Here is a 12,771-nt window from a genome sequence, read left to right as displayed (position 1 = left end):
GGCGGCTATGGCGGCATCTGTACGGTCATCGGTTGTCACTTTCAGTCCGCGCGCTGGGTCTGTGCCGCAAGGCCGACTGACCCGCTTTTCTGGACAATATCGAAGGCGGTCATGATATCGGAGCGCGAGATGAGGCCGACGAGATCGTCGCCTGCCTGCGGTTCGCTTCCCGGCGGTACGTCAGTCTCTTGGCCGGAGATGGCATTGTGACCGTTTCGTTCGACGACGAGCAGCCGGCCGATGTTATTCTCGCGCATCTGTTCGATCGCGGTCATCGCGTCTGACTCTGCGGAGATGGTCTTCAGATCCGTCGTCATAATCTCTTCGACCATGTAGGCGTCGCGTTCGACGGGTTGGATCTCGCGGGCGTCCGAGAGCGTCACGAGTCCGACCAGCCGACCGCCGCCGGCACCGTTGGGTTCGACGACCGGATAGCCCGTGTGGCGCTCGCTGAACATCCGCTGGATCAGTTGTGCGACGGAGGCGTCGGGAGCGACCGTATGGAGGTCGTTTGCGGGGGTCATGATATCCGAGACGGTCACGTCCTGGAACGCCGCTTTCATCGTCACCTGCTGGGCCTCGCTCGAGGCGGCGATGTAGACGAAGAAGGCGACGCCGAGCAGGATGATGTTAATTGGCGGGATGAGGGCGAACAGACCCATGAGGACTGCAAAGAGCTTGCCGATACCTGCGGCCTGCTGGGTCGCCTGTGCGTACGGTTTCGACCGGGCGAGAAAGGCTCGTAGGACGCGACCACCGTCCATCGGGAACGCGGGGAGCATGTTGAACCCGGCGAGGGCGATGTTCAGGATTGCGAGGTATGCAAGCACAAACTGCGTGCCGTCCATGCTCGCCGGAGTGACGTAGAAGAGACCGTACGAGGCGATACCGACGAGCACGGAGACGATGGGACCGGCAATGGCAATTGCGAATTCCTGTCGCCAGTCTTCGGGCATTTCAGAGAACGCGGCGACGCCGCCGAACAGCCAGAGCGTAATCGACTCGATCGGGAAGCCGTATCGCTGGGCGGTCAGCGAGTGGCCGAGTTCGTGAAAGATGACACCGACGAAGAGTCCGAGCGCGGCCGCGAGCCCGAAGATCCAGGGATTCCACCCGGCTGAGACGTACTCGATGTCGATGTTGGCTCCCATAAATGCGTTGAGGAGTTCCGCTACGGTACCGATCTGGAACCCGATAATATACGCAAAGAACGGGAGCACCAGCAAGAACGTGATATCGAGTTTAATCGGAATTCCGAAGAGGGTTCCGATCCGGAAACTCTTCATCATGCGTTATGCTACCTGTGGTAGAAACTTAAGTACCCCGCCGCAATAAGCGGGTTTGCTTCGCTCGCTCGGCCGGTTCTCAATCCTGTATTGGCCACCTGTTTCACACTTCCACCTCTTTTTCTTGCGACACACTAACAAGCGAAGAACGGGTACGAACCGGTATCGTGGGGCCGTTTCCAGCGCGCGCTTCGAAGGCTTTATCCGGACGGTAGGCCTGCCTTTTCGTAAGTAACCACAACCATGTCCGACAAACCCGCCTCAATGTACCGGGAAATTAGCAAGCCAGCATACACGCGACGCGAGTACATTACTGGCATTCCCGGCTCGAAGATTGCACAGCACCAGATGGGCGACCTGCAGGCAGACCCCGAGGACTACCCGGTCCAGATCAGCCTCGTCACCGAAGAAGAGGTCCAGATCCGCCACGGCAGCCTCGAGGCCTCCCGCCTCTCGGCCAACCGCCACATGCTGAAAAACGCTGGCGAGCACCAGTACAAGATGATCCTGCGCAAGTTCCCCCACCACGTCATCCGGGAGAACAAGCAGGCAACCGGCGCAGGTGCAGACCGTGTTTCCGACGGGATGCGCCAGGCGTTCGGGAAGATCGTCGGCACTGCAGCCCGCATCGACGCCGGCGAGCGTATCTTCACGATCTGGTGTGACGTCGACGACGCTGAGTTCGCCAAGGAGGCGCTCCGTCGCTCCTACAACAAGATCACGCCGCCGTGTCGTATCGTCGTGGAGAAGGGCGAAGAGAAGCTCATCGCGTAGACTGAGACCCACCTTTTCCCTTGCAGTCTCTCGTGCTACTGTAGCACCGCTCCCAGATAGCGCGGCGTCTTCCGACATCAACCGGACAAACAGCTGTTACTTTCCAGTGGCACCCTTTGTAGCCGTTCGAGCAGGCTGCTGATTACGGTCCGACTGTCCCAGATTACGCACCCACCCGTTGATTCGACAGCAACCGAGGCGAAAGAATAACGAGGGCACGCTGTGGCTAACGGCGTATGGAACGTCGACAGGTCTTCGCCACTGCTGGCGGTCTCCTTCCGATCTCGGTCGCCGGTTGTGTCTCCGTTTCGACCGAGTCGGCGGACGAGGACGACGAACTGCCGGAACCAGTCGTCGAAGCCGTTCGGATTCCAGCAGTCGCGCACGTCGACCGCGACGGTATGCCGCCCATCGAGTCAATCGATGCGGACGCCAGTTCTAGTTCTAATTCCAGTTCCGGTTCTGCGTCCGATCCCGACTCTGCTTCTACTCTCGAACTCACCGGCACGTTCGAAAACAACGGTGATCCCGGCGAGGCCACGATTTTGCTGTATCTCCTTGAGGCGTCCGACGACAGCGACTCCGTCCTCACGGCCGCCGCGCCCGCTCGCGCGACCACTGCTCACTTCGAAGCGGGCGAACGGCGCGAAATCGTCTTCGACGATACCGATGTCGACCTCGGCGGATACGACGCCTATTACCTCGAGGCCCAGATCGGAGCCATCGAGGCAGATGTCCGAAACGACGGCGAGGCTGGCCCCATCGACGTCACGCTCACCACACCGAGTGGCGGACAGGTTCGCGGCCATATCGACGACCAGCAGGAACTCGAGTTAGCTACAGAGGAAACCGAGACGGTCTCGTTCGAGGGGGCGTTTTTGCGGGGGCGGGAGTCTTACGACGTGCGCGCGGAGGCGACTCATGCGGAGGAGGCCGACGAGTATAGTAGCCACTGAAAGTCAGTGCACACCCAATTGCACAGTTGTCGTGCGATTGGCGTGTAAACAGTTTCAGTTGTTACTATAACTTCGGTGTCGAGCTACTTTTTTGTCTCTCTACTCCCGAAGTCGGTGTATGATTGAGCTCGCGGTCGCCAACGCGAAGCAGACGTTCCGGCGAATGTGCGACCCGCTCGCAGAACGCGACGTTCGAGCCCATCACGTGCCCGCGAGCGAGCGCGTGGTGGACCTGACCGATCCGCCGTGGGAGCCCGACAAGTACGATGTCGGCTTCGTCTACCCCGGCCGGCTGATGGAGGGCGGCGTCGCGGATGCCTTACTCGAAATTCCGTGGCTCAACGACCGCGAGGCGGTGCTGACTTCGCGAAACAAAGCCGAGGTCATCGCGCGACTCAACCGCGCTGACCTCCCCGTTCCGAAGTCGGTCTACGTCTCGAACGATATCGACGAGGACGAACTGGCCGCTGTCTTCGCCCAGTTCGATCCCCCCGTCGTCGTCAAACCGAACTCGACCACGCGCGGCGTCGGCGTCGCGAAGGCATACGACTTGGATTCGTTTCTGGGAATCTGTGACTACCTTTCGCTGGTCCATGACTACCGGGCGACCGGCGACCGCTCGTTTCTCGTCCAGGAGTACCTCCCCGACGCGACCGACTATCGCGTGATGGTACTTGAGTCCGAGTACGCTGGCGCGGTCGAGCGGCGGCTGCCGGACGACGCGGGTCGGGAGGGACAGTGGAAGCACAACGTCCATCGGGGTGCGGAGGCGACGGGGGTTGAGTTGCCGACAGAGTGGCGTGAGGTTGCCGAGGCTGCGGCGCGGGAACTCGAGATTCCCTTTGTCGGCGTCGATCTGCTCGTGACGGACGAGCGGGTGGTGATCAACGAGACGAACGCACGACCGACGATCGACGCGGAGACGAAGTACGAACCGGCATTTTACGATCGACTGGCGGCTGCGATTCGTGAGACTGCAGCGCAGGGGCTGTGAGCCGGTGGCGTGTGGTGAGTTGGTAGCTGGCCCAGACGCAGAACAAGCGCGATCGGAGACCGAAACCGGACGACTTCTGGACCGCGAGTCGGCTTACTCGAGACTGATTCCCGAGGACTGTTCGGCCGAATCGAAGACGACCTCGAGCACCCCGTTGTTGTAGGTTGCAGAGGCCGTGTGTTCGTTGACCCGCTGTGGGAGCGTAATGCGCTCGTCGTACTGGCGGTGATCGCTACCCGCCGAGATGGTCAACGTCTCGCCGTCACACTCGAGGTCGATGTTTTCCTTTTCGACGCCGGGAAGATCCGCAACGACGCGCAGTTCATCGTCAGTTTCGTGAATATCGACGTGCGTATCCATGCCAAATCCGGTGTCGACGTTTCGAGCAGAGTTGAAGTTTACATTCGCGTCGGCACCGTTCATCATCTCGTTCATCATCCGCTCAATCTCGCGAAAGAGGTCATCGAAGGGCTCGTCGCGGTCGTCTCTTCGCATAGACGCCAGTAGTGGCCCACGGGGGAAAAACTTTCTGTCGGAACTAGTTGTTTCGGTGACTCGAGAGGTGTCTCGAGCGCCGAATCGGCTGTTGCGGTCCGAAACGGTTCGGCTCTTGTGTTCTCGTGGTTGTGTGCTGTGGGAGCACCGCGCGACCGACGGTTCAGAGCCCGATGCCGAGCGTCTCGTCAGTCGTCTCGATACTCTCCTCGGCGTCGGCCGCACCGAGCACTGCACGAATCGCGTCGATGTTCTCCGGCACAACGTCGCTTTCCTGGTGAATCCCCTGAAAGAGATAGAGGTCGCGACCCACGGTTGAGATGGACTCTTCCCAGATGGCGTTCTCCCAGACGTCGCCGCGTGGCCGGCCCGCGTCGAGCGCGTACTCCTTTAGCTTCCCACTGCCGTCGATAGCCATGTGTTCGGGGATCAGGAACAGCCGCGACTCGTCTGCGAACAGCTCGCGAACGTCGGCTGCGTCGACCTCCTCCTCGAGTGTGACGTTGAGACTGTGCATGTGCATCAGCGTCGCCGGGACCTTCATCCCGAGCGTGTCGATGTCGAGATCGTCGAAGATGGTCTCTACGTCGGGGCCGTGGTGGGACGGAATCGTCACCGGGTTCGGGAGGATGTCGTTGATCGGGCCGCGGGAGGTCTGGCCGGGGTCGCCGCCGCGGCGGACGAGCGTAGCGCGGACCTTCTCGACGCCGTACTCTTCCCGAAGCGGTGCGATGACGCGGGAGAGACCGGTCGTGTTACAGGAGACGACGCGGACGTGATCTGCCTCGGCGGCGTCCTCGAAGTTCGAGCGCGCGTTGAAGCTCACGCCGACCAGATCGGCGTCTTCGCCGCCCTGGTAGAGGGCAGGAGTCTCGTACTCCTCATACAGTGACTTGTTCTCCGCGCCGATGCCGGAGGGTGTGGCGTCGACGACGACATCCGCGTCGGCGACGAGTTCGTCGACGGAGCCGGCGATGTCGAGTCCGGCTTCCTCGAACAGATGCTCGCGCTCCTCGATGGCGGCGTAGAGCGGGAATCCCTTGTCGATAGCGGTCTCGGCTTCGAAGTTCGGTCGCGTCTTCGCGACGCCGAGGACTTCCATGTCGGGCTGGGCTCGGACGGCGTCTGCGACGCGTTTGCCGATGGTACCGTAGCCGTTGATCGCGACCTGGATCATTGTGTGTATCCGGCAGTCCACTACCGAGGCGGATAACCGTTTCGAGGCTTCTCGCGGGATTTTTACTCGCCACAGAGTTTCTCAGTACGGTTTCCTGTTCACTCTGCAACCCGTGTCTCGAACGTCGGCTCGTCTCCTAACACCGCGAGACTCACAGAGGGGAAGACATATTCACTCCCCGCACACACCCTGAGGTATGTCTACCACCCCCACCACACTTCGAGACCCAGCCGAAACCGCAGTCGCACAGTGTCTTGCACTCGAGTCCAACGAGTCCTGTGCGATCGTCACCGACGACAAGCGCGAGCCGATTGGGGAGGCGCTCTACGACGTGGCGAGCGAGATTACGGACGATGCGGTGATCGTTCGGTACCCACCGGGAACGACCCACGGGAGCGAGCCACCGGACCCGGTTGCAGCAGCGATGGCCGGCGCGGACGTGGTGCTCGCGCCGACGACCAAGAGCCTGAGCCACACTCGCGCCCGAACCGAGGCCAACGAGGCCGGCGCACGCGTCGCGACACTGCCCGGAATCACCCAGGAGGTCTTCACGACCGGACTCGACGCGGATTACGAACTGATCGCGGACCACTGCGCCGACGTTCGCGAGCAGGTCGACGACGCTGACGAGATTCGCGTGACCGCGCCTGCGGGGACTGACATTACGTTCGACGTTGGCGGCCACGATTTCCTCTCGGATACCGGTATCGTCCACGAGCCAGGTGTCATGTCGAACCTCCCTGCCGGCGAGGTGTTCGTCAGCCCTGAAAGCGCGAGCGGTACGTTCGTCGTCGACGGCACGATGATGCCCCACGGGCTTCTCGAGGACGACCAGACACTCGCCTTCGAGGTCGAGGACGGTCTCGTCACAGATATTTCGGACGACGACATCCGCGAAACGGTCGAGAGTGCGGCCGAAGAGGTCGGTGACGCGGCGCGTAACCTCGCGGAGCTCGGTATCGGAACCAACGTCGCCGTCACGGAACTCGTCGGCTCAGTCCTACTGGACGAGAAGGCCGGCGGGACGGTTCATATCGCAATCGGTGACGACGCTGGAATCGGCGGCGACGTGGAGGCACCCATCCACCTCGACGGCATTATTCGCGGGCCGACGGTGTACGTGGACGGGGAGGAAGTGGACCTCCCACAGAGCGAGTAAGACCCGGCCGCAAGCAAGGCTCTGCTTACCGTGTGTTCTCTTCGGGAGTTCGTCGTTCGAATGAGGATTTCGAGTACCGACCAGTCGAATCGCTCCATCAAAACAGGTCCAATCGCCTTTTAGGCACGTAGCGTCTACGCCGTGCTATGAACGATATACCGGATCGGATTCCGACGCCGTGTCCGTCGTGCTCGCCGGACCTCGAAACCGTCCACGAGGTCCTCACCGAGGGCGGCGGCTCCCTCACTGTGCGCTGCAGCGAGTGCAGCCACGTCCACAAGGTACAGCCAGAACGAGAGCGCGAGGTAACGCTCGATGTCGTCGTCTCCCAGGACGGCGAATCGTTCACCGCCAACGTGACGACACCCGAAGGCGCGACCATCGAGGTCGGCGATGAGTTCCTCCTCGAAACCGAGGAGGTCCTCTCGACCGTTCGCGTGACCAGCCTCGAACTCGATGGCCAGCGCCGCGTCGAGAGTGCCCCAGCCGACGAGATCGAGACTGTCTGGACGCGCGAAGTCGACAACGTCTCCGTCGATATTACGATCCACCCACAGGACGGGTCCCGAGACGACAGTCGGAGCATCACGGTTCACGTCCCCGGCGACTACGAGTTCGAGGTTGGCGCAGTCGACGACTTCGGTGACGACGAGTTCGAAATCGATGCCTTCGTGGTCCGCAAGACAGTAACGGGCTACGACCGGGACCGATACGATATGGAGGGTGATACGGTACCCGCAAAGGATGTCAAGCGAGTGTACGCCTACGACGAGACGTCGAGCGCGTGGTCGGCCTGGTAATGGTCGCGTCCCTTTCTCGCCCTCTCTCGCCTCTCCTGTCTCTCTCGGTCCCTCTCGGCCCCTCTCGGCCCCACTCTGAACCAGCGCGCACGTGCGCCCCACATACTCTTTCCTCCCGAACGCTAATTGGTACCTATACCTATGTTCGATCGCTTCGGTCGCGACACCGACGATCCGGACGACGGCGACTTTGCGGCCGCTCGCGAGCGGATGGTCCAAACCGTCTCCCACCGCGTCCACGACGAGCGCGTCCTCGATGCACTCGAGTCCGTCCCGCGCCACGAGTTCGTTCCTGCCGGCCGTCGCGGTAACGCCTACGCGGATCGACCGCTCCCCATCGGAGACGGCCAGACGATCAGTGCACCGCACATGGTTGCGGTCATGGCCGACCGACTCGCCCTTGAGCCGGGCGACGAGGTACTCGAGATCGGGACGGGGTGTGGCTATCACGCAGCCGTGACGGCCGAGATTGTCGGTCCGGAACACGTGTACACCGTCGAGTACAGCGCAGAGCTCGCGGAATCGGCCCGCGAGACACTCACAACACTCGGCTACGGCGATGTTGCGGTCCGGAGGGGTGACGGCCGAAACGGGTGGGAAGAGCACGCACCCTACGACGCGGCCTACTTCACCTGTGCGACGCCGTCGATTCCAAATCCGGTGTGTGAGCAGCTTCGTTCCGGGGGGACGCTCCTCGCTCCTGTCGGGACGGGCCGCCAGACGCTCGTCGAGGCGACAAAACGGGTTGACGGCTCGCTCGACCGGTCCGAGCACGGCGCGGTCCGGTTCGTCCAGTTGCGCGGGTAAGCGTTCGGGAGCACGAGAAGAGCACGTGGCGACTCCGTCTGGCGCAAGCGCGCCATTCATATTCACCGACCAGATAGCTCGACTATGGACCCCGCGGTACTGCGAGAGGACATGGTCGACGGACTCGAGTCCCCGGCCAAGGACGTCCTCCAGAACGAGACCGTCGCTGTCGCGATGCGTGACGTGCCTCGTCACGAGTTCATCGACGACGAGCGAACGGCGTACGCCGACCGCGACCACGAGGTACACGGAACGCGTGTGCTCTCGCCGAGCACTGTCGCCCGATTCATGGACGCCCTTGCACCGACAGCGGGCGATGATGTGCTTGTCGTCGGGGCAGGCGTCGGCTACACCGCCGCGCTCGCAGCCGAGATTGCCGGCGAGACGACCGTCCACGCAATCGACATCGCTCGTCCGCTCGTCATCGAAGCCCGGCAGAACCTCGCCAGCGCGGGGTACGACGGCGTCCTCGTCGACCGTCGCGACGGAGCCGACGGACTCCCAGAGTACGCCCCGTTCGATCGCATTCTCCTGGAGGCAGCCGTCGTGTCGCCCCCGCGGGCGTTGCTCGACCAACTGGCTCCGAACGGACGGCTGGTCTACCCGGAAGGAACCCAACGCCAGCGCGTGGTCGCAGTCACGAACGATGGCGACCGGACCGAACACGACGTCGTCTCTCTGGAACCATTGCTGGTCGAGGGCGAACAGCCTGGTACCATCGAACGAAATCGGATGGCACGCGAAGATCGCGAGTACGCCCAGCGCCGTGCCGAGTCCAGACGCGGCTGGGAACAGGACTGGATCGAGTGGGAGCGGTCGGTTGACTCGTGAGTATTGACGTACTACCGGCCGAGCGCAGGCTCTGTGTGATGCTCAGAAGCATTGCTTCCGATCTCCTCCCTACGCAGTTGACACAGCTCTACCTGTCGCTCTTGAGTATTGGTTCCGGAAAGTGGGGGTGGGGATTAGGGGGTGGCGACAGTCTCTCGCAGATCGCCATCTATGCGTATGGATGGGAGGGGGTTAAGTATACTTTCTAACTAATTAGACACTGTCTGAGAACGGTACTAATCAATTAGAGTAGCTGTCGAGCGCCAGCGTTACCAGCTTTCGTTCGGCCGCTCGGAGATGGTAGTGATATGTCGGCGACGAAACGTCGAGTGCAGCCGCAAGGTCCTCTCCTGTACTCTCGCGAGGCCACTCGAAGAACCCACTGTAAAAGGCCGCCTGCAGCGCTTCGTGTTGCTTGTTGGTTAACTTCTCCTCGAGATAGGTGTCGAGTTGTCGGGCCGACCTGGTGCTCGTCGTCTCACGGCGCGCCTCGAGTTCGGTCTCTGGATAGCGCTCGGTGACTGCCTCGATCAACGTACGGGCCTCGACCTGCTTTGGCACGTCGAGCACGAGCGTCGAGACGCCCCCCTCCGCGGTGACACTTCGCACAGTCACGTCGTAGGTCCGCAACACATCGATCAGGGGCGTCGTCGAACCGGTGATCTCGAACAGCGTCTCGTCCTCACCGTTCGAGACAACCGAACAGGTCTCGAGTGCCGCCCACTCTTCGGCGACTGGCCGGATATCGGCTGACGACGGCGTGCTGACGAAACAGACGAACTCGTCGTCCCGTCGGTCGATGACGCCCGCCACCGTCAGTGACTCCTCGATCCGCGTCGTCAGCCTGTTGAACAACAGCCGCGAGTCACGGCACTCGAGTTCCAACTCGAGTCGGCTATCAGTAAGCATCGCTCGCGTGCGCTCGATGGAGTGGATCGCGTGGCCGATAGTCTCGCCGAGTTCGGCGAGCACCTCGCGTTCGGCGTCGCCGATGTCTTCGCCGCCGCCGATGTGCACGAGCAGGACGCCGAACTCTCGCTCGCCGTCGGTGATGGGAACTGCGAGGACGCGCTGGAAGCCGTAGGTGAGCGCCTCGGCACGGCGCTGGTCCCAGGCGTCGGTCTCCAGCACGTCGCGGACGACACAGGGTCGCTCCGCCTCGAGCGTCTGTCGGACGAGTTTCGATTCGGGAGTCTGAGTTCCGTCCTCGCGGATCCGATCCATGTACGCTGCGTCAACGCCTTCCCAGGTGGTTGGCTCAGGCGGATCGTCGCTGCTCGCGATCCAGGCGAACCGATACCGATCCGTGTCGGCAAGGCGATCGCATACTGTCGTTTCGACCTCGTTGCGGGTTGAGGCCTGCGCGACACCGTGGTTGATCTCGCGGACGATCTCGTTGATGTGGTTGAGCCGCGTCAGTTCCTCGTTTTGCTCGGTCAGCGTTCGGTCGTGCTCGCGCAGCAACTGCTCGCGCTCTGCGCGGTCGAGTGCCGCTTCCGTGTTCGCCGCCAGGATCTGGACGACTTCAGTCGTCGTCTCGGCGAACCCATCCGAATCCGTCGTCCCCGCGACGAGCGCCCCGTGTGAGCCGAGGGGGACCACCACCTCACTGCGGTTGACCAGTTCTGTGCGGAGAATCCCACCTGCCTGTGCCTGCTCGTCGTACTCTCCGACGATGCCCTCGGAGAACGCTTCCCAGATCAGATCATCCGATCGCGGCGCGTCGACAGCAGGATCGACGACTGCCCGCGACTCACCCGTCGAGGCCGACGCCGACGCTGAGGCGACGTGTTCGAGGACCCGGTCCGTTGGCTCGAAGGCATAGGCCGCCGCAGCCGCCACATTTCGCATCTCTGCCGCCGTCTCGACCGCCGCCTCGTAGATTTCGGCCTTCGTCTCCGCGCGCATCAGCTCTCGCGTCGTCTCGTGCAGCGTCGTTACTGTCCGCTCGTATCGACGCTCGCTCTCGCGCAACTCCGTCTCTGCCCGGTACTGTGCCACCGCGTTCGTGATCTGATTCGCCAGCAGCGTATACTGCTCTCTGCCCGATTGTTTCTGGAGGTACTGCGTTACCCCCGCATCGATCGCTTCGCTCGCGACCGCCTCCGACCCGCGGCCCGTAAACAGAATAAACGGCAACTCTGGATCCTCCGCTCGCACGCGCTCGAGCAACTCGAGACCCGACAGCTCCGCCATCTCGTAATCACTCACGATACAGTCGACCGTGTGCTCCTCGACCTCGAGATACTCGAGTGCCTCCGGTGCGTTGGTCATAGGGGTTGCGGCGATTGCATCGTGTTCGCGTTCGAGCATTTCGCTGGCGAGTCCCGCGAACCCGGGTTCGTTGTCGACGACGAGAACGGCAATCTGCTGTGACATAGTCGAAATCGAACTTCAGGTCGCCGATACCACGTGCGGCGACGTTCTGTGATCGGCGACCTGTAACTGCTTCTATAACGTTTCAACCTGTACTAAAAGTTAGCCCTCTGGTTCTTGTCTTCACCTTCCTGTCTTCGCATCTCTCTTTCTACGATCGCGCGTTGTCACCCTCGGTTTCGTGGGTGGTACTCGAGTGCGTCGCCAGCACGGCGTCACGGAAGCGCGGTGTCGAACCGGAACGCCGACGCTAGTTTGATGTGGGGGTGATCGATCTCGGGCTTCTCGAGTCGGAGATACGTACTCTTCGATCCGACCTGCTCGGCTGGGACCCAGTAGAGCGTGTCTGTGTCGATGCAGCGAACGGCGAACGCGTCGACTGCGGTACCGTAGTCGACGATGGTCACTTCTCCGTTTCTCGTCGTCTTGCTCGCCGTCTTGAACCGGAGGACAGCACCGTCGTCCTCCTGCCAGCCGGTTTTGCACTGCACCCGGAACAGGTCAGTGCCGGTATCGAGAATTAGGTCATACTTGTCGTTGTCTCCGAACGGCTGCGAGACAGTGTAGCCCTTCTCGAGTAGCCGGCACATGATCTTGCACTCGGTTTCGTCGCCGGTTTGTTTCGTGTTCGTCCTCACAGACATCGCAGTTCGCCGGTGTTGAGTTCGTTTTTGTATATGAACTCTCGGCTGTGTTGTGGGGTCGTCGCGCTACAGGAACTCGAACCCTCTTACTCTTCGAGGCAGGATGTTGGCGACACCGCTACGCGAGTCGCTTACGGATTGGATATCGAAGAAACGCCCGAGGCGGGATTTGAACCACGGTCACAGCAAGCTGCTCCCTGATTCAAATCCCTAGTGCCGTTCTTCGATACAGTATGCTCGCGACACCGCTATGCGGGTCGCTCACGAGTTAGGAATCGAAGAAGCGCCCGAGGCGGGATTTGAACCCGCGTCACGACCGTGACAGGGTCGTATGATGGGCCACTACACCACCCGGGCTTGCAATGCCTTCTTTCCCGGTCGGAGTATTAAGGGTTTTGTTCTCCCTCCGCCGTGTGTGGGAATATTGACCACTCGGCGTACTCGAGTGCCACTGCGGAGGACACGCGCTATA

12 protein-coding genes and 1 tRNA gene are annotated in these 12,771 nt (G+C 61.8%); 7 read left to right on the top strand and 6 right to left on the bottom strand.

Features of this window, described 5'->3' with window-relative positions:
- Positions 1–41 precede the first annotated feature (41 nt).
- The gene (locus C482_RS01085; RefSeq protein ID WP_006165496.1) at positions 42–1,289 is read right to left on the bottom strand and encodes a CBS domain-containing protein; all 1,248 of its coding nucleotides are present in this window, start codon (positions 1,287–1,289) and stop codon (positions 42–44) included.
- A gap of 240 nt (positions 1,290–1,529) precedes the next feature.
- Between C482_RS01085 and C482_RS01080 the strand changes: the two genes are divergently transcribed.
- The 3 genes from C482_RS01080 to C482_RS01070 all read left to right on the top strand — a co-directional run bounded on the left by C482_RS01080 (position 1,530) and on the right by C482_RS01070 (position 4,010).
- The gene (locus tag C482_RS01080) at positions 1,530–2,060 is read left to right on the top strand and encodes a 50S ribosomal protein L16 (protein ID WP_006165495.1); all 531 of its coding nucleotides are present in this window, start codon (positions 1,530–1,532) and stop codon (positions 2,058–2,060) included.
- A gap of 236 nt (positions 2,061–2,296) precedes the next feature.
- A complete protein-coding gene (locus tag C482_RS01075; RefSeq protein WP_006165494.1) occupies positions 2,297–3,016 on the top strand; it encodes a hypothetical protein in 720 nt (239 codons plus the stop codon).
- 118 nt (positions 3,017–3,134) lie between these two features.
- On the top strand, positions 3,135–4,010 hold the full coding sequence (locus C482_RS01070; protein ID WP_006165493.1) for an ATP-grasp domain-containing protein: 876 nt from the start codon (positions 3,135–3,137) through the stop codon (positions 4,008–4,010).
- A 93-nt stretch (positions 4,011–4,103) separates the two neighbouring features.
- On the opposite strand, the gene C482_RS01065 is transcribed toward C482_RS01070, so the two are convergent.
- Positions 4,104–4,505, bottom strand: a complete 402-nt coding sequence (locus tag C482_RS01065; RefSeq protein WP_006165492.1) for an Hsp20/alpha crystallin family protein — start codon at positions 4,503–4,505, stop codon at positions 4,104–4,106.
- Between the two features lie 163 nt (positions 4,506–4,668).
- Complete coding sequence (locus C482_RS01060; RefSeq protein WP_006165491.1) at positions 4,669–5,682, bottom strand: type II glyceraldehyde-3-phosphate dehydrogenase; 1,014 nt, start codon at positions 5,680–5,682, stop codon at positions 4,669–4,671.
- A gap of 196 nt (positions 5,683–5,878) precedes the next feature.
- Here C482_RS01060 and C482_RS01055 point away from each other — a divergent pair, with 196 nt between their 5' ends.
- The 4 genes from C482_RS01055 (at position 5,879) to C482_RS01040 (ending at position 9,279) form a co-directional block, all read left to right on the top strand.
- Entirely contained in the window at positions 5,879–6,841 is a 963-nt protein-coding gene (locus C482_RS01055; RefSeq protein ID WP_006165490.1) for an aminopeptidase, read from the top strand.
- A gap of 146 nt (positions 6,842–6,987) precedes the next feature.
- Positions 6,988–7,641 carry an HVO_0476 family zinc finger protein gene (locus C482_RS01050; protein WP_006165489.1) on the top strand — a complete coding sequence of 218 codons (654 nt, stop codon included), beginning with the start codon at positions 6,988–6,990 and terminating at the stop codon, positions 7,639–7,641.
- A 141-nt stretch (positions 7,642–7,782) separates the two neighbouring features.
- Complete coding sequence (locus C482_RS01045; RefSeq protein ID WP_006165488.1) at positions 7,783–8,448, top strand: protein-L-isoaspartate(D-aspartate) O-methyltransferase; 666 nt, start codon at positions 7,783–7,785, stop codon at positions 8,446–8,448.
- Between the two features lie 84 nt (positions 8,449–8,532).
- Positions 8,533–9,279 (top strand): protein-L-isoaspartate O-methyltransferase family protein, encoded by a 747-nt coding sequence (locus tag C482_RS01040; RefSeq protein WP_006165487.1) that lies wholly within the window; start codon positions 8,533–8,535, stop codon positions 9,277–9,279.
- A 240-nt stretch (positions 9,280–9,519) separates the two neighbouring features.
- On the opposite strand, the gene C482_RS01035 is transcribed toward C482_RS01040, so the two are convergent.
- From C482_RS01035 to C482_RS01025, 3 genes are all read right to left on the bottom strand, one after another.
- Positions 9,520–11,658 (bottom strand): bacterio-opsin activator domain-containing protein, encoded by a 2,139-nt coding sequence (locus C482_RS01035; RefSeq protein WP_006165485.1) that lies wholly within the window; start codon positions 11,656–11,658, stop codon positions 9,520–9,522.
- 212 nt (positions 11,659–11,870) lie between these two features.
- Positions 11,871–12,299, bottom strand: a complete 429-nt coding sequence (locus C482_RS01030) for a group I intron-associated PD-(D/E)XK endonuclease (protein WP_006165484.1) — start codon at positions 12,297–12,299, stop codon at positions 11,871–11,873.
- Between the two features lie 284 nt (positions 12,300–12,583).
- Positions 12,584–12,656, bottom strand: a tRNA-Asp gene (locus C482_RS01025).
- Positions 12,657–12,771 lie beyond the last annotated feature (115 nt).

The organism is Natrialba chahannaoensis JCM 10990, from assembly GCF_000337135.1.
GTDB classification, from domain to species: Archaea; Halobacteriota; Halobacteria; order Halobacteriales; family Natrialbaceae; genus Natrialba; species Natrialba chahannaoensis.
The sequence above is the reverse complement of the archived record's forward strand: the minus strand, read 5'-3'. Positions and strand labels throughout refer to the sequence as shown.